Below are 26074 nucleotides of genomic sequence, written 5' to 3'. Positions count from 1 at the left end.
ACCATTCGGCACGCGCGAACTTCGTGCGAGAGTATCCAGCGTTATCCGGCGTCTGAACACACGGCGTCATGTGGCAAATTCGGATTTGCCCGCTACCGTCTCTCCTTCGCCGATTGAAGGGCCGACCCTGCATCTTGAGAACTGGACGATCGATCTTAACGAGAGAGTTGTATTTGACACCGGCAAGAACGTCGTTCACCTGACGCCATCAGAATTTGATCTGTTAAAATACTTTTTGCGCAACGCTGGTCGCGTTGTGAGTCGCGCTGAGATCGTAGCTGCTATCCGGGATGGCAGGAGCGTTGCAGATCTGAGAATCGTGGATGGGTTGGTCGTACGTCTGAGGCGGAAGCTTGTACGTCCCGACGGGACCCCGATCCCCATCAGAAGTGTCCGTGGATCAGGGTACGTCCTCACCATGAAAGGCTTTCGATAGGTAAAGCTCTCAACTGCATTGCCCCTGTTTTAGCCGGTCACTTGTCGATCAGCCGACGACCCGTCTGGAGAAGAGCTCTATGACGACCGCGAGGTAGACCCAGCCTTGCGCCGTCCAGATGAAGGAGATGTCAGCGTCGTTGCATTTCCGGTCTGGTTGCACAGACCGGAAGTTCTACGAGATCAGGTTTGGCGCGACAGGCCAAGCATGTTCGCTGTCCGTGGTCCGCTTAAGCCGTCGTTTCTTCCTTGCCATAAGCGCGTTCTTGCGCGTCAGCCGGGCGGTGCTGTGACGGCCGATCTGATTGAATTCGTCGACCAGCTCTCATTGCATCCGTGGGCTGCAATAGGTGCGGTTCGACATGGCAAATACATTGCGAATGTGGGGGGATTGAGAGGTCCTGTCTCTGGCGCTGGCAGGCCGGACGATCTCGCCAGGCGACGAACTCGCTCTGGTTGACATCCGGCACCCGGCACATGCGGCTGATCGGAAAGCTGGCCTTCTCAGCATCAATAAAGGCAAAGCTCATCGACTTGCGTTTTTTGCGAACAAGGCCGCGGCTTCTTCACGATGCCGCGCACCCGTTTTGGCGCCGCGTTCTACCGCGGAAGCCGTTTTGGTTCGGCATGCAAGTCGGTCGATGCTTAAATAGGCTCTCGACCAGCCAATCCGATGAATGGGTTTACAGCCATCTTCGCGGACTCAGCGGCACTCCCCAGATGAAAGGCTGCCGCCAACAATCAGCTTGTTTGCAAGTACGCGGGTAATTATGGCCTGGGCCTCGCCGATTGCTGGGCCTATTGCGGAAGACGCGTCTATGAGCTTTATGGGGCTGCTAACAGCCACGTTGCCACCGCCACGGTCGAGCGCATGCCTGATCTTTGAGAACTCGAGGCCGAACTGCGGGGTGAAGGCACTGAGGCGCGTGCCGCCGTGTAGCAGGCCATATCGACTCACATCGTTGCCGGGCTGTTCATCCTCTGGCAGCACACCCTCCCGCGCATCTCCGGCAAGTCTAGGCAAACTGAGGCCATCCGCTACGCCAAGGCCCGGTACGAGATTTTTGAACGCTTCCTCACCGACGACCTCTTTGACCCCTAATCCGACATCGTCGAGCCGCCCGCGCCCCCTCGATCCCAGACCATCACGCGCAAGGACAGCCTGTTAGCATGATCGAAAGACGGGGGGCGGAGATCGGCAACCAGCGCCACTCTCCAAGAGACCTGGAAAATGAATAACGTCAAAACAAAGTTTGTCACCGCTGTCTACGACAATATAATCATCGTGTATTTTATAATGATAATTGTATTTTACGATATAAATCTATTAAAAAAATCTGCAATTTATGATAAAGTATTTCATTATATTTCAAAAAATCTGTGAGATTTATATTTATTTTTATAAAAAATTAAAAATAATTTTGCATTCCTATTAGAATTAAAAATAATCGCACTAAAACTTAAGATATTTGATCTCCAAGTCCGATTTTCTTTTCTTTTCAATTGCATATGGTTTTCGAAAAATAGGGAGGATAAGTGTTGACGAATGTAAAAAATATATCTATGCGGTGTAAAAACTACCGTCACAGTTCGCGGGGGGGGGGCGGCCGTTCGTTTTACACCTGGGATGAAAATATATGTGGCCAGAAATGCCGAACGCTCCAACTGTTCTTACGCTGGATGATCAGGAGCAAATTACCACCCTTATAGAAAGCGCTTTGAAGCTTGACGGGTTGAAAGTTTTTGTCGCGAATACAGTGAGAGAGTTTGAAAAAATCAGGTTAAGTGAGCCTATAGATATATATTTATTAGATCTTGTTGTTCCGGAATTTCAAGCACTTGTTGCGGTCAAAGAGATTAGAGAGCTCGAGGACGCCGGAATAATCATGTTGAGTGGGCACAGCTCGGAAGTGGATGTGGTGCTTGGTCTCGAGCTTGGGGCCGACGATTACATAGCCAAGCCCTTTCGCCTTCGCGAATTGCGGGCAAGGGTGGCGGCTGTTCATCGAAGGCGGAAGGAAAGCGCCTTATCGCTAGGGGCCGCAGCCCCAATAGCGCGTGATGCGGTACAGACCACTGATGACGTGCTCAAAATAGGAGCATGGTCGATTAATATTGCGGCGCGTCGTGTCAAACATCAATCTGGTAAGGCGGTTGCACTTACGACATCAGAATACGACGTGTTGGTGTATCTTGTCAAAAATAGAAACAGAGTTGTAACAAGAAATCAAATCATGGATGCCCTTAGGGGCGAAAGTTGGGCGTCATATGACCGCTTGATAGATGGATTTATCTCGAGGCTTCGTGCAAAGTTGATTTCAGTAGATGAAAGTTTCGACTACATCCAAACAGTTAGGGGCGTGGGTTACTGCTTTTCTCACGAATGAAAGAGTGCAAGGCCCGGCAATCTTCCAATATTCGGTTGTAACGTCCAAGTATTCGAAGTCAGAAGTGGCTTGCTTCACAGTTCTCCCTTGTTCCGAAGTTTAGTCTTTTTTCGGTTGCGTGGCATCCAACTTGGATGACTGGAGGCCGGATTCTTTCGGTGCAACACTCCTTTATTGATCTGGCCGCCAACAGCATTTCTAGCCACAGTGGTGGGGGTATGTGAGGCGCATTGCTGCAGCGGATAATGCCCAAAGCGGAACACAGGCCAAAACCTATACGACAATTGTTTAATCCTCCGTTTGGTCTTGTTTTTCCGCCACGCCCAAGACCTCGCGGATCTTTGCGGCCAATTGTCCGCGCCGATATGGCTTGCTCAGCAGCATGACGCCCGGGTCCAATCGTCCTTGGTGGACGATCGAGTTTTCGGTGTAGCCTGATGTGAACAGCACCTTCAGGCCTGGTTGAAGCTTGCACGCTTTATCTGCGAGTTGCCGTCCGCCCATGCCACCGGGCATAACGACGTCGGTGAACAAGAGGTCAATCTCACTGGTCTGGCTCAGGACTTCCAAGGCCTCGGCGCCAGTGGCAGCTTCAAGTACATGATAGCCCAACCCTTGAAGCTGAGCGGTCGCAAATTCGCGCACAGTGTTGTCATCCTCAACCAAGAGTATAGTTTCGGTTCCGCCAGCTATCCTTCGCCCGGGGCTGATTGCTGCAACGCTTTTCCGCTCTGTCTGGCTGCGCGGGAAATACATCTTGGCCGCAGTCCCTTCGTTCAGCTCCGAGTAAATTCGGATATGCCCTCCGGATTGCTTGACGAAGCCGAAGACCATGCTCAATCCCAGCCCGGATCCCTTGCCCACCTCCTTGGTTGTGAAGAAGGGTTCGAACACCCGGGCGAGTACGTCGGGCGGCATTCCAGTGCCAGTGTCAGTCACAACAATCACCACATACTGCCCGGCTCTGACATCCGGTTCCATTGCTACGTAATCGTCATCAAGCTTGGCATTGGCCATCTCGATAGTCAGACTGCCTCCGTCGGGCATGGCATCGCGGGCGTTCACGGCGAGGTTGAGAAGCGCCGCTTCGAGTTGCGACGCGTCGGCCTCAATCTTCCATAGGCCGCCTGACCGGACGATCTCTATATCGATGTTCTCGGGGAGCGTGCGACGCAGCAGTCCGTCCATGCCCTGGATCAAGTGCGCGACGTCGATGACCTTGGGGTCCAAAGGCTGCTTGCGCGAAAAGGCAAGCAAGCGGCTGGTCAAAGCCGCACCGCGGTCGGCGGCGTCCAGAGACATCCTCGCCAGTTTCTGCAGATGCGGTAGATCGCTTAACTCACCTTCAAGGATTTCTGCATTACCCAGAATTATCGTCAGCAAGTTGTTGAAATCATGTGCGACACCGCCGGTCAGGTGGCCGACCGCTTCCATTTTCTGGGCTTGACGCAATCGCTCTTCAAGCAGTTTCTGTTCCGAAATATCGGTCATCGAGCCGAGAACACGGTATACCCTCCCCGCTTCATCGCGCAGGGCGAAGGCGTTATCCTGGACAACCGCCCAGCTTCCATCGGCACGTTGAAAACGGTATTGCAGGCGCAGACTAGTATCTTTGCCTGTCTTCAGGCTACTGATCGCCGCATCAACCCGCGCCACGTCATCGGGATGGACAAACCTGCGCCAGATGGTTGGCACTGCTCCAGACGGATCCACTTCGTGCCCGAATATGTCTTTTAGTCCATCGCTCCACGACAGCTTGTTTGCGGTCGCGTCCCAGTCCCAAATCGCGCTGCCTGCCGCCTTGGCTACGAGGCGAAAGCGCTCCTCGTTGTTTTGCAACGCCAGATCGGCCTGCTTACGTGCGGTGATGTCGCGCTCTACGGCAATCCAGTGAGTGAACCAGCCCTTCTCGTCAGCCAGCGGCACGATGTCCAATTCAAGCCAGAACTCTTCGCCTGACTTGGTGTAATTTATGAGCTCGGAACGCACCGGTTGCCAATTTTCCAGCGCGTGCCGAATCCGATCAAGCTCGTCACGCTGGGTCTTGGGACCCTGCAGGATACGCGGGGTCCGACCCAGCACCTCTTCGCGTGAATACCCTGTGCGCCGCTCGAAGGCGTCATTGACATAAATGATCCTCGGGCCGTCGGGGCTACTGATAGGTTCGGCCTCTGTTATCACCAGGATGTCATTTTGGTGCGAAACCGCGGTTTCAAGCAACCTGAGATGGGCTTCCTGAGCGCGTTGCCGTGTTACGTCCCGGAAGTAGACCGCAAGCCCTGCAGGAGTGGGGTCCGCGCTGATTTCGAACCAGGTATTTAATGGTGGATAATATTCGTCAAAACGAACCAATCGTTTTTTGTAAAGCGCGAGTTCGTAGTGTTTTTTAATATTTCTGGATGCTTCAGGAAATTCATCCCAAGCCACGCGCCCGAGCAGTTCGTCCCGCCTACGTTGGAGAAGCCTCTCCGCTTTCGTGTTGACATATTGGAAGCGCCAATCGTTATCCAACAGATAAAAGCCATCATGCATTCCTTCCAACGTAGCATGGAGGCGCTCGGACAACTGGGCTGCCTCGTCCCGTATCGCAATGAGATCGGTGAGGTCTTGAAATGCGCCTTCGACGGCGACAATCTCACCATCTTCGTTGCGGATAGCTTCGCCGAGCGCGCGCACCCACACCCGCCGCGCCTGTGCTGTCTTGATTTCGAGGGTGTCGTCGAAGGGTCGACCTTTTGTTGCGCACGCCTCGAACTGTGCGCGAATGCGTTCGCGATGCTCGGGGATATAGTAAGCGATTGCCTGCTCCAGAGTCGGCGAGAAGCCTTCAGGCTCGTCGTGAATCATAGCTGTTTCTTCGCACCAAAAGACGTGGGAGCTTCGTAAGTCCACGCTCCAACTTCCCAGACGGGCCAAGTGACCGGCAAGCCTTCGGCGCCGGGCTTGGCGCATCAACGCTTCTTCGTTCTGCTTGACGGCCGTTATGTCCTGCACGAAGCCAATTACTATCTCCTGGCCGTCCACCTGATGTCGCGCGCCGACGCCACGAATATAGGATATTGTGCCATCGGCCCGGATGATCCGGTGCTGGAACTTGATTTCAGGTGCGTTGGTCTCGAAGAAGTGGGCGTAAGTGGAGACCATTTCCTCACGATCGTCGGGGTGAACGAGCGCAACGTAGCCATCGAAGTCGAGTGCGTCCCTGTCACGCGGGACCCCGTAGATTTCGAATACGCGGTCAGACCAGGTCAATGCACCTCGCGCAAACTCGTATTCCCACGACCCTAGATCCAGCAGCATTTCTGCAGTTTTCAGACGCGTCTCGCGTTCCTTCAAGGCGAAGAGAGCGGTGCGCGCCTCAGCCAACTGCAACGACCGGGATTCTGTCGCGTCCAAAGTATCCTTTGCCGCCACGCTTTGGCTGGCTAAAACCTCGGTTACGTCCTCGACCCGGTGGACGATGTAAATAACGTTCCCATCGGCATCAAGGATGGGCTTGTTCCGCGGGAGCCAAAAACGCTCTTGGAAGGTGCCGTCAGCCTGTCGAATCGGATAGCGCTGTGTGTTCATTACATCCGCCACACGCAATGCCTCAACACGTCTAAGCGAGGCTCGAAGATTCCCCGCACCGTCAGCCTGTGGCTCGGCCGGATTGTCAGGAAACAGGTCCAACAAGCGTCCTTTCAGCAGTGTGTTACGATCCACCATGACTGCTTTTGCATATTCATCTGTCACCGCGACGATCTGATACTCACCCGGCGACAGGACCACCATCTTTCCTGGCAGCCCATCTAGCAGGCTGGAGAGATGCGCTGCTGAAAGGCTGGCCTTATGGCGCAGTTTCTCGTTCTCCTTGTTCAGGTTATCTGCCAGCACTTCGACTTTGATGATCTGCGTAATGTCGCGAATGCTCGCGACGATAGCCTCAGCCCCTTCAAAAGTCACCTTGCTCCAGGTGAAGGATGCGGTGCGATGTTCGCCGGACCGAGAAATTATGGTCCAGGTTCCGGCATCGGCCTGGGTTCCATCGAAGCGGCGTATTTGTTCGACGACCCTCGCTTGGTCGCCTTCGGGGCGCAATTCGGCGATTGTCATTTCCTGCAATGTAAGCGCGTCATACCCGACCCAATGTTGCGCTGCCGCGTTCGCGCTCAGAATGCGAAGCGTCTCCGTCGAGAAAACCCAGACCGGGAACGACAGCTGATCATAGGCTTCGATAGCCGTGCGAGACAGTGCTGGAAATTTGGTCATGACATCCTCGCGTGGCTAGTGACGATACATACTCTTTCCGGATATTGACGGAATTCTAGTCATGCAAGTAGCTTCAACCGAAAGCGTGCCGAATAATGGATGTACACAGCAAGCGATGTCAGCTGTGCTTGCGTTCTGCCATGAGGAGCCATGGGTCCGGCGTTAGAGATCGCCGCTCGCACAACGCCGCCGATCAACGACATCTCGATCGATGCTGAAGGCCCGCGCACGACGGCCTACAACCGCTACAACAGATGGGCGAAAGCGGACGCCTGCCTGCTCATCTTCGAGGCACTTGCAGAGAAATCCCCTGGCTCGCTGCCCCGGATCGACAGGTCCATCGTCCGCGCCCACCAGAACCGCCGCAGGCGGAAGTTGGAGGGGCCAGAAAACCGTCCAGTGGGCGGTTTGGGGGTCAGGGCGCCGATGGCGTTCCCGCAAGGGCCGAACCAGCGCCTGAGCCGTGGTTTTGTCTCGGATTATCTGAGCGATGGTCGCCGGTTCCGGATCCTGTGCGTTAACCTTCGCAATTGTCGATTGGGCCGATGGCGCTCCAATGGCTCATCTTCAGCCGGGAATGCCTGGCAAGAGTCGGGAAAACCTTGCTCTCCGGTCACCGGGGCGCCCAGGAGGTGAATCGGACCGTCGAGTGCAGAGGGCGCCCCTGCATGGTGAAAGGCACCGAGCTGACATCGAACGCCATGCCGAAGTGGCAGGAGGAGCGCTAGGTAGAATGGCACTACATTGCGCAGGGAAAGCCGATACGAACCACGGCTTCGTCGAGAGCTTCAATTGCCGCTTAAGGGACGAGTGCCTTAACGAGCACCTGTTCACCAACCTACGCCGCGCCCGCCGTATGATCGCCGTTTGGCGCGAGGACTAGAATCATCACTGCCCCCACAGGAACTTCGACATGCTGACACCGTGGGAGTATCATCAGCTGTCTAAACAGGACCAAGACCGGAACGGTGCTAAACTATAAGCGCGTACTCCAACGGGAGCAGGTCAACGCTCGACCGGCGCGGCTGCATCGGGATTATATGGAACTACATGATCCGGACTCGGTCGGCACGTTGGATTGGTCTCTTGCCAGCGCTTGCAATCGCGCTGCATTCGCTCGGATAATACGCCTCGTCGTTTTCAGAACCGCAAGAAATTCAAGGTAATGAGAGTCAGCTTCAGGACATTGAGGAAGCCCCACCGCACCCCACCGTTCGATTTCCAATGTGTGGGGGTCCAGAAAGGCGGTACGACCTGGCTTTCTCAAAACTGCGCGCAGCATCCTGAGATACGGGTTCCGTTGGTGAAGGAGGTGCAATACTTCTCGCACAAGCACCTTCAGACCTATTATCCGGGGCTTGCGCGCAAGCATGCAGATTTGGCATCGAGGCGGGCGGCCCGGCTGAGAGAGCAAGGGAGGCAAAAACTTGCTGAGCGCTACCAAGCGATCGCCGATGGCTGCGAGCGTCCAACCGAGGAATGGTACCGACAGGTGTTCTCGGTATTCCCCCCGAAGTTCAAGACTGGCGAATTCACACCCGACTACTTTTGCCTCGGTCCGGAAGGCGTTCGCGATCTTAAGCAGATGAACAGAAGCGGCTGCATTATCATCTTCGTCAGGGACCCGAGAAGCCGGATCATTTCCTCGCTCAACATGTCACTTCGGAAGAACCCTGACATTCAGCAAAGTGCCGTGGTCGGCAAGCCGCTGTTTCTGGAGAGAGGGAATTATCTCAAGCACATACCGATCTGGGATGATACTTTCGGGGATCAGGTTCTGTACATTCCCTTCCGCGACATCGCCAAGCGCCCCGAAGATACGATGCGAAGTGTTGAGAAACACATTGGGGTTGGAGAATACAAAAATTACAAAATGATAGATAAGAAATACAATAGTTGGTCAGGAAAATTCAATCTGGATTTTACTGTCATGGATTGGCTTGAAAATCACATCGAGGAGCAAGAAAAATTCCTAGAGAAGCGGTTTGGTCGTGTTTTCTGCAGCCGGATCTGATTTTCGGATAGATAATTAATGCGTGAAATAATCGACTAGAAAACTCTCCGTCAGTCTTGAAATGGTGCGGTTGTAAAAGTGCAATATTATCAGAAACATGATGGGGCATTTTTTGACTACAAGATCACGGAGTCCTTGGGGCACTTGCACCGTGGTCCACTCGGCATCAGCTCGACCGCAAAAATCATCGCGATAGGATCGGCCCACACTTTTGGCCGGTTCAGCCCATCGCCTTACACATCCATAATGACGGAACAGTATGATCTTCCCACCGTGAATTTCGGGATGGGAGGAAAAGGCCCGGCTTTCTTTTTGCGAGAAGAGATCATCGAGGCGGCTTCGAAATTTGAAACCGTCATATATCAACTTCCCTCTGGCCGGTGCGTATCAAACTCATATCTCTCCGGCGACAGCATAATGATGGCAATCACGAAGGGCGGCATGAGGATTCCGAAGGAATCCATCGCCATACTCTTCAGCCAACTGACAGGGCAAGATCTCCAACCCGGAGATCCAGTGCCACTGAACATTCCCGTTCGATCCGAGGTCGCCTACACGATCTTAAGGGCGAACCTGTCAAGCTGGCGTTTCGGGTCATTGCTTCTGGAAACCCGGAGGAACTACGTGAAGTTTGTTCGCGAATTTCTTTCTGCGATGCCTGGGAGGACGATTGTCCTGACACTGTCCGCGCGGAACTTGCCAGCCGGGGAGCTATTGAGCCGCCCTAGGAAACTTGGAAAGTTTCCTGAGCTTCTGACGGAAAGAATGCTGCAAAAGATCAACGCGCAAGCAGATCATTCGATAAAAATCATCGGGGATGAAGGCCTACCAGTCCGTATAGCGCCTATCAAAATAGCCGACACTTGGCCGCCGGGGGCCCGGGAGGGCTTAAATCGTTACTATCCATCAACCTCTCTGCATGCAAAGGTTGCGTCGGAATTGCATCGGGTTATCAACGGTTAATGTTGATAGACTGACTGCGACGTGTGCGAGAATTTGGTGACGTGGGACATCAGCAGTGCAGCAGCGGTGATCGCCTTCACTCCATATTTCCACGCTTTCTGGCGAAATATCGCGCCACCTCGACATCGCCTCTGATGAAATTGATGCGGCGCGCATTCGGATCCGTCCAGAACCGATCGTAGTCCCGCGGCTCCTTTCCATGCCGTTCGGCAAAGCGTGCAGCCACTGACCTGCCTGCACTCTGCTTGCCCTCTGCGGCCCTGGTCTCGATAGGCTCGAAATAAGACCGCACGGCACTCTCCCGCAGCTGCGGCGCGAAGTGGCTGTATGTCATCATCACTGTTTCCGGGCCGTTGTGTCCGAGCTGCTCCGCTACGACACCCATGGCAACTCCAGCTTCGACGAGGCGGCTGGCATAGGTGTGACGCAGACCATGAAAGGTGAAGTCATCCGCGAGATTTGCGCGCGCAACCGCCCGCTTGAAGCGTCCGGCGAACTGAGCCGAGTAGCTTCGTCCGGTGGTGGTGTCGAAAACGAACTCCTCCTCCCGCTTTCCCTCGATCAGGTCGAGGAAGAAACCCATCCCGTCTTCCGACAGGAAAACGAAGCGGGGCCTGTACGTCTTCACCGGGCAGACGTAGATCCCGAAGCCGTCTTTCGCGACATCCTTGACCTGTATCTTCAGGAGCTCGGAGGCTCTGCAGCCGGTGTAGAGCGCTCCACGAACCAGGTTGGCGAGGCTCGGATCGCAGGCGTCTATCAGGGCCCTGACTTCGGGACGGGTCAGGTAGAGCAAGCGGCGACGCTTCACATAGGGCACGAAGCGTAAACCTCGCCAAGCCCGCTCATCGTCGATCTTTCCGTCCTCCCAAGCCATCCGTAGAGCGCTTCGCAAGAGCCCGATCAACATGTTCAGGGTACGCTTGCGTTTTGACAGGGTGACTTCGTCCAGGTCCGCCAGTGATACCCGGGTTTTCGGCGGGACAGAGCCGTTCGCTGCAGGTACCTCGAAGAACGCCTCGATGAATTCCCTGAGCCGTTCGCGCGTCATTTCCGCTGCGGGTAGCTGGCCCAGATGCGGTAGGAGATAATAATTACAGCGGGTTCGAACGCCGAGGTAGTGGGACCACGCGCAAGCGATCCTCACCCATTCCGCATAATCGGCCAGCGCATGGCCTACGGTGTAAACGTTACCCCACGGACAGTATAAGAGATCAAAGCGTCTCTCGAGGTCGCGGGCCTCTGCCGCTATCGAGACGATCGCAGGGTCACTCAGTGCCGCAAGCGCCTTTTCAAGAGCTTGCTCATAGCACAGGCCACCGGTTCCGGCATTTGAGAAGCCTGCGACCGGACCCAGAGGGAACCGCTTGTAGTCGCCGTTCGGCAGGCGGTAGCGCGCCACCCAGTAAGCCTTGTCCAGCTCCGGACGACGCATGCCGATACCGCGGTTGACCTTGAGAGGATGCCAATACGGCGCTTCGCGGGGCGGATGGCTACGGCGCTTTTCATCGGTGGAAAGATCGTAAATGCGGAGCGTCTTCATTTCAGACGCTTCGGATCAGTAGTGATCGCGGAGTAACTCCCAGTGCATCCGCAATCGCGTCGATCCTGTCGACACGGACCCTAGCGGAGCCCTGTTCGTAGGCGGCCAGCAATCGGGCAGGGATCTCTGCCTTTTTCGCTACTTCATCGATGCAAAGGTTTTTGCGCCTTCGGTGCAGGCGGATCGTTCTTCCGATCGAAGCGTCGTCAAGGAAGAACTCTTGCCTCTTACCAAAAACTTGCACGGACGCACCTCGCTGTTACCCCGAAACAGCATGCTTGACGATGGGTTAACAGAAGGTTAACGGGCGTAATTCCCGCCTTATACTTTCAAAATTCATAGTGTATAATTTACCCTTAGATCTTAGTCAGAGCTTGAGTGGGTAGTATCAAATGCTGGAGAAAATGTTTGGTGTGAAGATCTTCAAGCGCCGCCGTTCGGCTGACCCAATCCATTTTCTACACATAGGCAAATGTGCCGGGTCCCAGATAGCGCTACTGTCTAGGCAGATAAATCAAATTGAGGGCAAGAGGCTTATGGTTAAACACTAGCATGATGTATTTCTTAGAAATATACCGAGTAATGCAAGATATTTCTTTAGTATAAGGAGTCCTATAGATCGATTCTATAGTGGATTCTATTCTCGAAAGAGAATGGGAAGGCCTCGCTTGACAAGCAAATGGTCAGAGTATGACAAATATGCCTTCACAATATTTCCAGAGGCCAATGACTTGGCTGAAGCTCTATTTGAAAGCAGCGCTCGGGGCCGTGATGCAGTAGCCGCGATCAAGTCGATACGCCATACGGCCCAAAATCAAGTGGATTGGTTCTATAACAGAGGCTCTTTTCTTCAAGTGCGCCCACCAGTATGGATCATTAGACAAGAGAAATTTGAAGAAGATTTTTACCAATTTCTAGACAAAGCTGGCCTTCATCACCTGAAAAACCGGATAGAGATTGAAACAGATCCCGTCCGCGCTCATGTCGGTTCATATAGCGAGTCTCCAAAACTTACCGAGAAGGCAATTGACAATCTAAGGTGCTGGTACTGTCAGGATATTTGTTTCTATGATATGTGCGAAAACTGGTTAAGTTCGCAATTGTAATCTTGAGCTAAACTTAAGTCTCCCGATAGAGCATCTGCCTTCTCTCTCCGGCTCCACGTTATTCCACTTTACCACCTGGCGGCATTGCTAGTTTACATCTGCATGTGGCGGGTGCCGCTGCCGCGGTGAAACATGCGGGTTGGCGCCCTAGCTTGCCCGGGCGCCTGCCCTGAACTCGTGTTCTAGTTCCAATCATGCGGCCTGCACTATCTCGGAGATCTGCGGACAGAGTAGGGTAGGTCATGACGGTCAGCAAATCGAAAAGGGAGGCGGGGGCAAGAAAACGCATGCTATAAGCCTAGTGGTGCCGATCCCGCCTTATAATCCCATGGCATCTGACCTGAGCCTCACCTTGTTTCCTGTTACTCGGGAAGTCGGCGGGTTGTTTGGGCCGACTGACCTGAGCCCCGCATCTTCTTCTAGTTTGAGGTAGGATCCGCTCCAAACGACGAGACGGACGATGAAGCGGTCAATGTTCAGCGAGGAGCAGATCATCGCGATGCTGAAGGAGCAGGAGGCCGGGATGCCCACGGCTGATGTCTGCCGCAAGCACGGTGTGAGTTCTGCGACCTTGTACAAGTACAAGGCGAAGTATGGCGGGCTCGAAGTTTCGGATGCCCGGCGGCTGAGGACGCTCGAGGAGGAGAACGGCAAACTCAAGAAGCTCTTGGCCGAGGCGATGCTCGACAACGCCATCCTGAAGGATGTCGCGGCAAAGAATGGTAGCGCCCGGTGTGAAGCGGGAGGCGGTGGCGCATGTCGTGGCGGTCCACGGAGTGAGCCAGCGCCGGGCGTGCCAGGCCCTGGCTGTGGATCGGTCGAGCGTGCGCTATCGCAGCGTCCGCCCTGACGATGCCGAGGTAAGGAAGGCTATGAAGGCTGTTGCGGCCGAGCGACGCCGTTTCGGCTACAGGCGCATCCACGTCATGCTGGAGCGGCAGGGGATCGTGATGAACCTCAAGAAGCTCAGGCGGCTCTACCGCGAGGAGAAGTGTCAATCGGCACGCAATCTTGACCCCCTATCGGCGTCCAAAAATGACCCCCTTGGGGCGCACGGTAGCTGGCCCGATGCGGTGTAGCCCCCATACAGCGCAGCCGTATCGGGCCAGCGTGGGTGTCGGTCATTCTCGGGTCTTGAAGCGCCAGCTCTCGTTGCCGGTTTCGACGATGTCACAGTGATGGGTCAGGCGGTCGAGCAGCGCAGTGGTCATCTTCGCGTCGCCGAAGACCGAAGGCCATTCCCCGAAGTCGAGATTGGTCGTCACGATGATCGAGGTGCGCTCATAGAGTCGGCTGATGAGATGGAACAGCAGTTGGCCGCCGGTCTGAGCGAAGGGGAGATAGCCGAGTTCGTCGAGGATCAGGAAGTCGAGGCGGCACAGCAGGTCTGCGGTGCGCCCCTGTCGATCGGCACGGGCTTCGGCATCGAGCTTGTTCACCAGGTCCACGACGTTGAAGAAGCGCCCTCGCTTGCCGCGCCGGATGCAGGCCCGGGCGATGCTGACGGCAAGGTGGGATTTGCCGGTCCCAGTGCCGCCGATGAGGACGACGTTACGCTGATGCCCAAGGAACTCCCTGGCGGCCAGATCGCGCACCAGCGTCTCGTTGACCGGCGTTTCCTCGAAGCTGAACTCGTCGATCTCTTTCGCCAGCGGCAGCTTTGCGATCGTCATCTGGTATTTGATCGAGCGCGCCTGCTTCTCGCTGATCTCGGCGTTCAGCAGGTCGCCGACGATCTGTTGCGGTTCGTGCTGACGCTTTACCGCCGTGGTGATGATCTCATCGTAGGCGGCCTTCATGCCGTAGAGCTTCAGCTGGCTCATCGCGTCCAGCACCTGTGATCTTTCCATGGTTGGGTCTCCTGAGGCTGTCGTAGCGTTTGCAATCGGCCACGGGCTCGCAGGTCAGTCGCAATGCGGCCGGCGTATCGATGGTCAGTGGCGGGGTCGGCTCCCGATGTCGGGCCAGGATGTTGATGACGACCGAGGCCGCGGGAACCCCTTCGTTCAGGGCCTCGGCACAGGCAGCGTCCACCGCATCCAGTCCATCGATTGGGATCATGCTCAGGATCTGGACCATCTGTCGGTCGCCGTTCGGGACCTTGCCAAGCTTGCGCTGCACGCGCCTGATCGATGGCGGCAGGTCCCAGTCCTTGAAGGGCGCGCCATTCTGGAGGGCACCGGGCTTGCGAGCCAGAACCGGAATGTAGTGCAACGGGTCGTAGATGGCCTTGTCGCGCCCGAAGGCTCGGGCGTGCTGCCCCACGATCTTGCCGTCCTGCCAGAACTCGACCCGCTCGGCATAGGCACGGATCTCGACAGGTCGACCAACGGCGCGGCCATCCACGGAGTAGCGGTTCTTGTCGAACCGGACGAGACAGGTCTTCGAGACCGACGCCGGCACGGCATGGAAGCCGTCGAACGGGCCGACGTAGGGCACAAGACTCGCGCGCTCTTCCTGGAACACCTCCCAGATCGTTCGATCCCGAAGCTCCTGATGCGGACTGGCCTTGGCCCAGGCAACGCAGCGATCCTCGAGCCAGGCGTTGAGCTCGGCGTAGCTCTTGAACTTCGGCCGGGGCACGAAGAACCGCCGTCGGACAACGCCAACCTGGTTCTCGACCTGTCCCTTCTCCCAGCCGGATGCCGGGGTGCAGGCGACGGGATCGACAAGGTAATGCCCGCACATCTGCTGGAACCGGCGGTTGTAGGCGCGGTCGCGGCCGACGAAGATCGTGTCTACTGCGGTCTTCATGTTGTCGTAGATGCCCCGCGCGCAGGCTCCACCGAAGAAGGCGAAGGCCTTATCGTGCGCATCAAACACCATCTCCTGCGTCTCGCGCGGATAGGCCCGCACGAACAGCATCCGGCTGTGGCAGAGGCGGACGTGCGCCACCTTTACCGTGGTCGTCGCGCCGTCGATCACTACGATCTCGTGGCTCCAGTCGAACTGGTAGGCCTCTCCCGGATCGAAGCTCAGCGGCACATAGGCGGCGGCAGACGCCTCCTCTTCCTCCTTGGACCACGTCGCCGCGTATCGCCGGACCGCATCATAGCCACCATCATATCCTCGAACCCGGAGTTCCTCGAAGATGCGGATGCGGGTCAGTCGCTCGCGCTTGGGCTTCCGCGCGTTCACCGCCAGCATCTCGTCGAGCATGTCTTTCCAGGGCCCGATCTTCGGCAACGGCTGAATGGTCCGCTCGTAGGTGAGTTCCGTCGCACCGGACCGGATCACCTTGCGCACCGTGTTCCGCGATACCCGCAGCTCCCGGCAGATCTGCTTGATCGACTTCTTGTCCTGAAAATACGCCCGCCGGATCTTCGCTATCGTCTCCACGACCAACATCCCACACTGTGCTCCCCGATGACCTCGGGGGCATCATCCACATCAGTGTAAGGGGGGCATTTTTGGACGCCGATCACCCCGCTACGGGGTCAAAATTGCACGCCTGTTCACAGCCTCGGGCTGAATTCTCTTGTGAAAGCTATCATCGGCACTATGGCGGGGTGCTGTGTTGTCCAACGCGAAACGAATTTTCACACAGTGGCATCTGAAAGTCCAAATCCAAGCGAATAGGCATTCTCGGAACGCTACCCATCTGATCAAGGCCGTCGCCTGCAAGGCGGTTTAGGTGTTCAGTATGCTCTCCATCCAAAGCTTCAAACCAGTCCGGATTGAAAAAAACGTTCTCAACATGCTTCACCACCAACTGGAGGCACGCTGATGCCCGTTCCTCTTCCGCCAGTGCCCAAAGTTGCTCAGCAATAACCTTCCCAGGAGCGCCGTCGCGACTAATCCAAGAGACACAGATCATCGCTCTTTCTTCGCCAGCGAACGAGGAAAAAAATACCTGGTCCAGAACCTCGTCGACGTATCCATCTTGGAGTTTCCCACCATAGAGGTCGGTGAAAGGCGACCACGCTCCAGCAAACATGAATGGCAGGGACGCCGCAGATTCGAAGACTACGGAACTGAGTGCATCAGGCCGTGAATCGACCACCGCTTTGGTCAACACATCATATGTCGCCTTTAGCTCGCGTCGTGCAGCCTCGTTGCTTACGTCGATTTTATCAAGCATCCTTTGCAGCATGACCTGCTCGAAAGTTCCAAAGCCTTTATCGGCGCTGCGCAGGGTTTCACGCAGGTGACTTCCGGCATCCTTCCCATAGAGTTCCCGGCTCATTGTGCGGTATGCTACAGTTAGGCATTGTTCAGGACGACCGGCAAATGCTTCATTCTCGATGCACGAGAAGAGCTCTCGGTCATGCTTGTTGCAAAAACCTTGGAAGACCGATGCATCCCTGATCCCGATCTTCTTCAAAGATAACTTACCGCCGTTCTTTTTCATGTCCGGAATGTTCGCAGCATATTGTAGGACATGTCCATGTTTGGCTATTTTTGAGAGGTTAGAACCGCGTGAGACGGTGTGGGCTCTTATCACACTTCCCTCGCAATCACCCAAGCCTACGCCTCGCGCGCAACACTTCTTCTGAGAAAAAGCCTTTCGGATTACATCAACAGCTGCCCAAGGATTTTCCTTCGCTTGCGCAACCCGACCAAGATGGCATTTCTTATACTTCTTGCCAGACCCGCACCAGCACGGGGCATTTCGGTCTCGTCCTTTCATAATACACTTCTCATCTCAACACAGGGCCTTAGTAGTCAGTGATGGAAATTTCTCGGATCTCGCGAGCTCATCTCGTTCAGGTTACACCCGCTCATGAAATACTTGGCATTGGCCAATTTTGACATGATGCTACTTTTCGATGCGCTTCTTTCGGATGGCCTAGTCGAAAGCCTCTGCGACCACGAACCGTCTGAACGCATATCGCATCACGATCGTTGCCAGTAACCCAATTGACATCAGTGTTAACCAACTGGCCACACCCGCCAGGATCAACGTCGTTCCTAGCGTCATGAACGCAAAGGCTCCAACGCCAAGCGCCATCGACACGCCGAAGAGGATGATGACCGTCTTAACTATGAATTCGATCAAAGCACGACCGAGGAATTCGAAGTCCGCCCGCCCCATCGGTACGAGCTTTGCCGGGAACAGCAAGAAAATCGTGTTCTCGACCGCGTAAATGAGGAGGGTCACCGGGAGCGCGAGCATTCCCAGCGCCACGGCAATGGGGGCGGTGACACTGTCTTCGAAGGTCAGCGCGCTGACGATCATCATGAGCGCTACGACATAGGCCAGGAGCACCTGAACCACGAGTTGACCGGCGCAGATGCGCCACGGTGCGATCGGCAGCATCTTGTATGTTTCCATCCGGCCGAGGTCGCCGCGAAAGTCGCATATCAACGTGCGCGGAAGGATGAATAAGAAGAAGAAGAGGATAATCGCCAAGGCTCGGTCATCCGTGAGCGGTATGCCGACCACTGAAGCAAGAGGTGCCGCGCAGGCGGCGATGACCATGAATACGGCGATGACCTTCGACGAGTTGCGGACCGCCTTGATGGCTTGGCGCCAGGCGATCGGCCCCATGCCTCCCAGCGTGGGGGCCGTTCGGATCGAGCGAACCTCGACGCGCTCGGTGGCCCAGAACGACCCCCCCTGCTTCATACGCTCCCAGCGGTCGCTCAGTCGGGTGCTTTCGCTCAGCGAGCGCTCGGACGTGCGACCGTCTAGCAGGATCACCGCCCACAGCAGCGCGGCGTTGACGAGGACCGCGATAGTCGCCCAAAAGGCCAGATGCGGAAAAAGATTTTTCGCCAGAAAGAGTTCGGTGAAAACGATGTAGGGCATCAGGATGATGGTACCGATCAGCGAGTGGCGCGCGTCCGACAGAAGGTCGAAGACGGTGCGGTCGGGGACGGTCCAGGCGTGGATCAAGGCAACGACCGCAATTACGACGACCATCGCAGTTGCGGGCCACTTTATCCGCGCAAGCCGATTGCCTTCGAACGCCTGCCAAGCCATGCCAGCCGCCGCGCTGTTCAACTGAACAAACAAGAGCGTCAGAAGCGTGGCGGTAAAGGCAGAAAGGCCTGACCCCGTTTGCGCTTGCGCGAAGGGTGCGACGAGTGCAGCGCTCAGGGCGGCGCCGGCCGCATAGGCGATGAACTTGTATATGATCAGGTCGCGCCGGCTGAACGGTCCGACAAAGAGAAAATTGATCTCGGTCGGCGAAAAATGAAACGAAGGCCCCGTCGTCAGCAGCACCGTCAGCAGCGTCATCCCGAGCAGGCTGAGCGGCATGAATGTGTCTATTTGAGCGCGCATGGCCTTTGGATCGAGCTTTGCGACACCGAACAACTGCGCGTTCGGTGCCGGCCCCTCTGCTGCCATTAGCAGCCAGATGATCCCACCGAGCACAAGGAAGAACAGCGCGCCGCGCAGGCTTATTACCTGCATCAGGCGCAGGCGAAGCCCGCCGCGCATGCGCATTGCGAGAAGGCGAAGAAGCGCTGCGTCCATACCTCAGACGTTACCCATCGCTTTGCCTTGCGTGATCGTGAAATAGGCCGCTTCAAGGGCCGAGTTGCTGTCGGATTGACCGAATTCCGCAAGGACATCGCTCATTGTGCCAAACCGGCGGCATTCGCCCAAGTTCAGCACCATGACATGCGTGCACAAGGTCTCGAACAGGCTCAGGAGATGAGAGCTTATGATGATGGCTGCGCCGTCGCGCGCGCGTTCACGTATCGCCTGCTGAATGCCGCGGATACCCTGGGGATCGAGCCCGGTCAGGGGTTCATCGAAAAGGATCGCTTTCGGGTTGTGCAAGAAGGCACAAGCGATGGCCACTTTCTGACGCATGCCGCGTGACAAGTTATGAACGAGCGTGTCGCGCTTTTGCGAAAGCTCGAATGACTCAAGAAGCGCTTCGGCACGTTTCTCAAAGTCTGCGACCTTGTAAGCGGCGGCTGTGAAGGCCAGGTGCTCCCAAACCGTCAAAGTGTCGAACAGCCGTGGATCGTCAGGAATATAACCAAGGTTTCGTTTGGCTGCGATGGGGGCTTTGACGATGTCATGGTTCGCGATCGAGAGGTGCCCGGATGTGGGTGGAACAATACCGCATAGGGCACGCAAGGTCGTCGTCTTACCCGCCCCATTCGGCCCAACCAGTCCAAGGATTTGGCCGGGCGCTACCGTGAAGCTTAAATCCTTGACGGCCGCGAAACCGTTGTAGTGCTTGCTGAAGTTCGTGACTGTGATCATCGCTGTTTGCTCGATAGGCGGTGCACCGCAACATTAACCGCCTGGTGTGGTTTCCAACACTGCTAATGTGGGGATCGAGTTGCCGTACCACCGCATATCGGCAGACGACCCACTCTGACAAATTGCTCGGCCTGCACCTGCGTCCTGCTTGGAAGGGGGCCGAGGGATGAAAGGACTGACGGAGTTGTCGGGCAGATGTCAGTTTCGCGCTATCTGCTACTGGACAGCGAGAAGGTGCGCGAGGGTCTGAAGGAGATCCTGCTCGGGCCGGGACGCCTGTGGGAAGTCTTGCAGGGAGTTGGAGCCAGTCACTAAGGGCGGAAAGCCGCCTGATGGCGGTGCGGCGCAGCAGCTGCAGCAATCTTGGAATAGCGGTCGTTCGCACGGGTCTCAGCGAGATGTCTGAACATGAGCGTCGATGACCTTCGCATCAGTGGAAACTGGCCAGACTCTGATGAAGGCTGAGCTGATCGTCTCCCCGCTCAGATTCTTTCGCAGAGCGGTGCGGGCGGACAGCTTGGTTTCACTTGCTCATGGGCTTTGGGTCGAGACGCGCCAGCAGAACTTCGATGTCCCAACGATCCTTTTCTGTCTCCTGCGTGATCGCGATTTGGCGCTCCATTGGCGCGCGCTTGCGGAGATCCTCGATCAGCGCCAGCAGTTCGTCGCGCAGCGCCGCCAAGGTCGATGGTGCGCACAAGCTCATGTTGGCTGAGGGGTTGGCCTGGGCATGTGCCTTCCCCGCCGGACCGACAAAGACGAGGCCGAGAATGGTGTGGTCGGGATAGGTCTGCGCCATCCATTCGAGATGGTCATGTCCCTGCGAAACGTCTTTCTTGAAGTAGGTTGCCGGATCATTCTTGTCGGTCTTCAGTTCGAACCCGAGCTGGCGCTGCTTCGCGTCATCGCACCACAGTACGTCGGGTCCGGTGTGTCCGTCATTGTCGGGTCTTGTCGCGGTAAAGCCGAGTAGCTCGCCAAGCACACGGACACCGGCTTCCGCCTGCCTGGGATCGCCGTCGTCGATGAGCGCGAGCGCACACGCAAGTTTTTCTACCTCGGCTTCGAACTTGTTTCCGTGGCTAAAGCGCAGCAGGCCATGCAGCGAGCGACCGAAGGCGTTCATCTCGGGAATTGTCTTGTCGCCGGCCATGGGCGTCGGGCGCGGCAAGGTCATGTGATTGCCTAGACGACGCATGGCGAGTCCATAGGCTCCACGCGCGGCATCCTTGTCGCCTTCGCGTTCGAAGGCGGCGCCGAGCCACAATGCATGCCATCCTCCGAGCGGCGTATCGTGCTGCGCTGTTGTGTCAACGGTCTTCTCCAACTCGCGCCGAGCGTTCGTCGGATCATCGTGCCACATCGCCGCAGCGTATTTGGCTTCGCTTAGCGCCGCAGCAACCATATAGGGCTCGGCCGCATTGTGCCTGGCGAGTTGGTCTTCGTCGAGTTCAGCGAGCTTTACCTCGCGCTGGTAATAATCCAGCCAGCCGATGTCTCGCCCTAGCACCAGCTCGATCAGTGCGATTGCCTGCTTGTCGCTATCGATGCCGAACGCTTCCTGCACCTCGCGCCCGATCAGAACCTGCTTCTGCAGGAGCGGCGGCAGCAGCGCGAGATTGCGGTCGTTGCCGAGCCATTTGTCGAGATCGTCACCTTGGACGAGAAACGCGCCATAGTCGTTGCGACCACGATTTATACGCCCGAAAAGCTGCGCGAGCCGGTTGGCGACGCGCACGGCATGGACGTTGTTCATTCGCAGAAACTCCCACTGGTATCGTTCTAGCAGCGAGGTTCCCGAAGGTAGGCCTTCCATGATCATGACTCGGCAGGTGTCGTGCGGCAGATCTATGCCGTCGACACGCGACACCAGCGTGAAGGCGCCATCATCGGCCTTGCGGAATGCAGCGAGCTGCTCCGAAAAATTCTCTCGCCCAGGCGGCTCCGCCACCTTCGCCCAGGATTTGGCGCGCTCATAGTCCGGGACCGCGATCACCACCTTCTGAGACTCGACCAGCTTTTCCGCGAAATCCGGGCCGAAGCCGCCTTTCACCTTGCGCCCGCAGACGATCAGCCGCTCGCCGTTGCCGGCGTCGTTCGACGGCGTGATCGTGACATCCGGTTTGCGGCCGAACGCGCGGATGAAATCTGTCTGGCTCTGCAGCGTCGCAGAGAGGTAAACGCGCCGGACTTTCTGCTGGAAGATGTCGAGTGCCAACGATGGCAGGAAAGGCGGCGTCAGCTCGAACGCTCCGCGGGTGAACACCGCGGCACAGGCATTAATCCTGTCCTCGAGCCAGGCGAACGGATAGGTCAGATCGTTATGATCCTTGATACCGTGCCTCAGCAGGATCTCGAGCAGGCGCTCGCTCCGCTCGTAAAGGCCATGCGGCGCGACGAACGCGGTCGAATGCCTGGACAAATCAAGCGCGTCGCGGAATCGCCCTGCGATGCGGAGCTCCTGAAAATGCGGCTTGAACAGTGCCGCGATCTCCTTGAACAGTTCCTCATGGTCATAGAGGTCAACGCGCAGCGTGAACGCGTCGCGCAGCAGGCTCTCGGCGACATGCGCGTCGTCCAAGATGATCGCCTTCGGGAAGAATCGGTTGCGCAGTGCGCTGTGCCCGTTGAACAGCGCCGCATAGGTCGTGATGCAGAACGCCTTGCCGGTCTCAAACAGGTCGTTCGAGAATTCGCGGCGTACGCGAACCGAATGGTCGATGCCGATGCGATCAGCTTCCTCCGACGTCTGCCGCACTAGATCAATCGTCGAACAGACATAGAGAACGTTCTGCAAACCCTCATTAATGAGGCTTTGCGCAATCAAAAGCCCGACGATCGTTTTGCCCGCGCCGGTGTTGAGCGAGACCAGAACATCTTGCCTAGCGCGGGCGGTATGCCACTCGGTGAGCGCCTTGTCTTGGCCGCGCCACAGATCGTTAAACGTCCCGGACAAGCTCGGCAGTGTCTCGAAGATCCGGATCGGATCAATTGGTGCCTGTGATTTCTTTGCGCTACCAAGCTTAGAAAAGTCCATCAGAAAACCTCTTCTGTGAGTTGCAAAGATGAAGCGCAATCGGCCTATGGCCAATAAATTTATTGTCCGTCGCCTCGAAAAACGTGGGAATCATGCAGATGCCTAGGCGTACAACTGCGCCAACCCAGCTTAGCCTTGACTGAGTGCATGGCGACTTTTCTGCAGCGCTCCGTGATTGGTAGCTTTGGGGCTATGCTGCGAGGCGGCAGGTCGAGAAATTGTAGGCAGGTATGGGCCGAAATGGCGAGAGGCACCCTAGAGTGCCCCTCCTGTCTCCCGGCGGGGCTCGAACCCGCGACCTCCAGTTGCTTACACCGGCGCTCTATCCAGCTGAGCTACGAAAGTTCAGTCGACTATCGTGTACAACCTGCGCTTAAGACTTCAAGAGACTATGAAGGATTTCTGAACGTCCGCTTTGCCAAGGCAGCGCCTCGGCAGGATGCGACCTGCGAGTGACCGCACTGGGCCGCCAAGATCACGCTCCCTCACCGCCCCCGCATTCGCCGCACCTTCCCGCTTGACGCCCCCATCCCAAATGCCTAAACACCGCCTCGGCTTCGGCGGAGTAGCTCAGTTGGTTAGAGCAGCGGAATCATAATCCACCAAGGCCGAACAAAAATCCCATCATATGCCAGCCAAGTATAAGAAACGAGATCTCGATTGATGCGTGGGTACTGCTGCACGCCGAGTGAATTTCAAAGGGCGGCCTGAATTTTGCATACCCAGCAGATCTTGGACTGACGCACTGCCGGGACGATGCGCCATTCTACTGCCCGCCGTTAAGCTGTCAGCGTATCCGCGATCTCGACCGTCGATCCTGCGCGGCATTGCCGCCTGCACCGTGCCGGCCCCAAGCTCGGCCTTGACTTGTACAGGATTCTGCGCACATCTGCCGGTGAGGCAAGGAGGCTTCCATGGATGTGATGACCTATACCGATGCGCGCGCATCCCTGAAGGATGTGATGGATCGCGTGATCAACGATCACGTCGAGGTCGTCGTGACCCGCAAGAAGCGTGAGGCGGTCGTCGTGATCTCGCTCGATGAATACAATTCCATCCAGGAGACCCTACATCTTCAGAAGAGCCCCGAGAACGTGCGGCGCTTGCATGCATCCATTGCGCAGCTGAACGCGGGCGGGGGCAGCGAGCGCGAAGTCGACCTTTGAAGCTGGTCTTCTCCGACCAGGCTTGGGACGACTATCTCTGGTGGCAGTCTCCGGGCAACGAGAAGGGCCTCGATCGGGTCAACGAGCTCATCAAGGGAACGAAGCGCACCCCCTTCAAGGGCACCGGAAAGCCAGAACCGCTGAAAGGCGACCTCACCGGGTGGTGGTCGCGCCGGATTACCGGTGAACACCGTTTTGTCTATCGCGTCAGCGGCAAGGGCGCCGCGCAGAGCCTCGAGATCGCCCAGCTGCGCTATCACTATTGACGCCCCAGCTGGGTGCTTGGCCCGCAGGGCGTGCAAGGTGCCGGTCGGATGGTCGCCCGGCTAATTCTCTGCATGAGAGCGCCAAGTATAAGAAAAGGGCCCCCGAAGGAGCCCTTGATCTGCCAAGCCGCCGGTCAGCTTTTCACGCGGCCATCAGGTCGCGCTCCATCTTCTCGAACAGCGCCACGTCCTCCTCCGGGCTCTCGAACAGGTGACCGTAGACATCCATCGTCATGGTGATCGAGGAGTGCCCGAGGATCGCCTGCACCTTCTTCGCGGGCCAGCCCTGCTCGATGAAGAGGGATGCGGCCGCATGGCGGAGCGCGTGAAAGCCGAAGCGCGGCTTGCCGTCCTCGTCGACGATCCCGTTGTCGACCAGGAGCGGCTTGAACACCCGCTGGTAGATGTTCGAATGGTTCTCGATCCGTCCAGCTCCATTCGGGAAGACAAGGTTGTCGGGCCCGGGAGGGCAGATAGCCTTCCAGGCGCTCAGCTCCTTCACCACGCTCGGTGCCATCGGGATGACGCGCTTGCTGGTGCGGCTCTTGGGCTTGCCGAGTTCGTTGAAGCGGTCCGCGCGCTGGACCACCTCAATCACCCGGCGGTCGAAATCGACCTGGTCCCAGGAAAGCCCCCGCAGCTCGGACATGCGCATGCCGGTGAAGATCGCCGTCACGATGAAGGGGCGGTGACGCTCGGGGGCGGCGGTGATCATCCTGCGGATCTCGTCCTTGGTCGGGATCACCCGCTCGGCCTCCTCCCGGCGGTTGCGCTTCATCTTCACGTCGCTGGCCACGTTGTGCGGGATCCATTCGCGCTCGACCGCCTCGGCGAGCATCGCGCGCAGACTGGCGAGCACCTTCTTGGTCATGGACCGGGAGACCCCGTCGTCCTGCAGCTCGTCGATGAAGTCGCGCACCTCCGCTCGGGTCAGCTCCGCGACCAGCAGACTTCCGATCTTCTTGTCGATGTGGTGGTCGAAATGCCCGCGATAGCTGCGCAGCGTCGCGCGCTCGAGCCCGTTGCGCTCGCAGGTCTTCAGCCAGGCCTGTGCTGCGTCGCGGATGGTCTTGTCGGTCCTGCTCATGGTGTCCTCGTGTCTGTTCGATGCTGCATCTATTATACGACATGTGCAGAGCGCCGTCGGGCGCTTTCCCAAGCGGAAGCGCGGAAAAATCCCATTTATCAGCGTTCTAGCCGTGAAAGGTCGAACCAAGTCGCCTAGGCTGCCCGGTAGCGCGGAGGCGCAGGCTTTGTGGAGCGTGGAGCCTCGCCGTCGAGGTCTCTGGGCCGGCTCCGAAGAAGGCGATCGCCCGCTGGCGACGCCGGTGGGAACGCATCCAGAAATGCGTCCGGGGCCCGTTTTGCCCGGCATAACCCGAAAAATAGAAAATCGCTTCAATCCAGATAGATAGAGGGATTAAATGCGTCCTATCTGCGTTCTATCTACGTGCGATTTTGGCGTTTTTCTCTACGTAGAAGTTTGAGCGTCGGGGGTGCGGGCGGGTTCCTCCGGGGGCGCAAACGGCAGAGGGAGCGGGTGGCGTGGGCTGTGGCGCGGCAGTTCAACTGATGCGGTATCGGAAACAAAGCGGGGCTTCGGTGTGCAGGCAAAAGCGCGCCAGACTCTCTGGGAACTCGCGCGGCTGGCATCGTGAGTGCGGGGGTACGGACCCCTGCGCCCCAAGCTGGACGCCGCCATGGACAGACCCTCGAAGCATTTCGCAAGATAGGTCCC

Annotated in this window: 17 protein-coding genes and 3 pseudogenes; 9 read left to right on the top strand and 11 right to left on the bottom strand. The window is 57.0% G+C overall.

Going from position 1 to position 26074, the window contains the following annotated elements:
• Positions 1–436 (top strand): winged helix-turn-helix domain-containing protein (locus HMH01_RS17305; protein ID WP_216366914.1); only part of this gene is annotated, 436 nt, incomplete at its 5' end.
• Positions 437–2084: 1648 nt separating this feature from the next.
• On the top strand, positions 2085–2822 hold the full coding sequence (locus tag HMH01_RS17300; protein WP_171327058.1) for a winged helix-turn-helix domain-containing protein: 738 nt from the start codon (positions 2085–2087) through the stop codon (positions 2820–2822).
• Between the two features lie 288 nt (positions 2823–3110).
• On the opposite strand, the gene HMH01_RS17295 is transcribed toward HMH01_RS17300, so the two are convergent.
• A complete protein-coding gene (locus HMH01_RS17295; RefSeq protein ID WP_171327057.1) occupies positions 3111–7073 on the bottom strand; it encodes a PAS domain S-box protein in 3963 nt (1320 codons plus the stop codon).
• Positions 7074–7451: 378 nt separating this feature from the next.
• On the opposite strand from HMH01_RS17295, the pseudogene HMH01_RS18065 reads away from it, so the two are divergent.
• From HMH01_RS18065 to HMH01_RS17280, 3 genes and pseudogenes are all read left to right on the top strand, one after another.
• Positions 7452–8055, top strand: a pseudogene (locus tag HMH01_RS18065) (integrase core domain-containing protein); the annotation flags it as partial.
• 183 nt (positions 8056–8238) lie between these two features.
• Positions 8239–9087 (top strand): sulfotransferase, encoded by an 849-nt coding sequence (locus tag HMH01_RS17285; RefSeq protein ID WP_171327055.1) that lies wholly within the window; start codon positions 8239–8241, stop codon positions 9085–9087.
• Between the two features lie 78 nt (positions 9088–9165).
• A complete protein-coding gene (locus HMH01_RS17280; RefSeq protein ID WP_343035394.1) occupies positions 9166–10050 on the top strand; it encodes a DUF6473 family protein in 885 nt (294 codons plus the stop codon).
• A 76-nt stretch (positions 10051–10126) separates the two neighbouring features.
• Here HMH01_RS17280 and HMH01_RS17275 read toward each other — a convergent pair whose 3' ends face one another.
• Positions 10127–11593 carry a tyrosine-type recombinase/integrase gene (locus tag HMH01_RS17275; protein WP_171327053.1) on the bottom strand — a complete coding sequence of 489 codons (1467 nt, stop codon included), beginning with the start codon at positions 11591–11593 and terminating at the stop codon, positions 10127–10129.
• Between the two features lies 1 nt (position 11594).
• Positions 11595–11837, bottom strand: a complete 243-nt coding sequence (locus HMH01_RS18060; protein WP_171327052.1) for a helix-turn-helix domain-containing protein — start codon at positions 11835–11837, stop codon at positions 11595–11597.
• Positions 11838–12261: 424 nt separating this feature from the next.
• Between HMH01_RS18060 and HMH01_RS17265 the strand changes: the two genes are divergently transcribed.
• Positions 12262–12699, top strand: coding sequence for a hypothetical protein (locus HMH01_RS17265; RefSeq protein ID WP_171327051.1), 438 nt, complete (start codon positions 12262–12264; stop codon positions 12697–12699).
• A gap of 460 nt (positions 12700–13159) precedes the next feature.
• Positions 13160–13691, top strand: a pseudogene (locus HMH01_RS17260) (transposase); the annotation flags it as partial.
• Positions 13692–13820: 129 nt separating this feature from the next.
• On the opposite strand, the gene istB reads toward HMH01_RS17260, so the two are convergent.
• The 7 genes and pseudogenes from istB to HMH01_RS17225 form a co-directional block, all read right to left on the bottom strand.
• Positions 13821–14549, bottom strand: a complete 729-nt coding sequence (istB, locus tag HMH01_RS17250; RefSeq protein ID WP_171327048.1) for an IS21-like element ISPkr1 family helper ATPase IstB — start codon at positions 14547–14549, stop codon at positions 13821–13823.
• Positions 14479–16047 carry an IS21 family transposase gene (istA, locus tag HMH01_RS17245; RefSeq protein WP_171327047.1) on the bottom strand — a complete coding sequence of 523 codons (1569 nt, stop codon included), beginning with the start codon at positions 16045–16047 and terminating at the stop codon, positions 14479–14481. Before istA ends, istB begins: the two co-directional genes overlap by 71 nt.
• A gap of 151 nt (positions 16048–16198) precedes the next feature.
• Entirely contained in the window at positions 16199–17050 is an 852-nt protein-coding gene (locus tag HMH01_RS17240; protein ID WP_246237471.1) for a hypothetical protein, read from the bottom strand.
• A gap of 210 nt (positions 17051–17260) precedes the next feature.
• A pseudogene (locus HMH01_RS18055) lies at positions 17261–17329 on the bottom strand (SEC-C metal-binding domain-containing protein); the annotation flags it as partial.
• A gap of 159 nt (positions 17330–17488) precedes the next feature.
• Positions 17489–19087: a hypothetical protein gene (locus tag HMH01_RS17235; protein WP_171327045.1), complete on the bottom strand. Its 1599-nt coding sequence runs from the start codon at positions 19085–19087 to the stop codon at positions 17489–17491.
• Positions 19088–19126: 39 nt separating this feature from the next.
• A complete protein-coding gene (locus HMH01_RS17230; RefSeq protein ID WP_171327044.1) occupies positions 19127–19867 on the bottom strand; it encodes an ABC transporter ATP-binding protein in 741 nt (246 codons plus the stop codon).
• Between the two features lie 523 nt (positions 19868–20390).
• The gene (locus HMH01_RS17225) at positions 20391–22904 is read right to left on the bottom strand and encodes a DEAD/DEAH box helicase family protein (protein WP_171327043.1); all 2514 of its coding nucleotides are present in this window, start codon (positions 22902–22904) and stop codon (positions 20391–20393) included.
• A gap of 914 nt (positions 22905–23818) precedes the next feature.
• Between HMH01_RS17225 and HMH01_RS17220 the strand changes: the two genes are divergently transcribed.
• Both HMH01_RS17220 and HMH01_RS17215 read left to right on the top strand, forming a co-directional pair.
• Positions 23819–24070 carry a type II toxin-antitoxin system Phd/YefM family antitoxin gene (locus HMH01_RS17220; RefSeq protein ID WP_171327042.1) on the top strand — a complete coding sequence of 84 codons (252 nt, stop codon included), beginning with the start codon at positions 23819–23821 and terminating at the stop codon, positions 24068–24070.
• Positions 24067–24336: a Txe/YoeB family addiction module toxin gene (locus tag HMH01_RS17215; RefSeq protein WP_171327041.1), complete on the top strand. Its 270-nt coding sequence runs from the start codon at positions 24067–24069 to the stop codon at positions 24334–24336. Before HMH01_RS17220 ends, HMH01_RS17215 begins: the two co-directional genes overlap by 4 nt.
• A gap of 142 nt (positions 24337–24478) precedes the next feature.
• Here HMH01_RS17215 and HMH01_RS17210 read toward each other — a convergent pair whose 3' ends face one another.
• On the bottom strand, positions 24479–25423 hold the full coding sequence (locus HMH01_RS17210; RefSeq protein ID WP_171327040.1) for a tyrosine-type recombinase/integrase: 945 nt from the start codon (positions 25421–25423) through the stop codon (positions 24479–24481).
• Positions 25424–26074: the final 651 nt, after the last annotated feature.

The organism is Halovulum dunhuangense, from assembly GCF_013093415.1.
GTDB lineage: Bacteria > Pseudomonadota > Alphaproteobacteria > Rhodobacterales > Rhodobacteraceae > Halovulum > Halovulum dunhuangense.
This window is presented reverse-complemented; position numbering and strand designations above follow the sequence as displayed.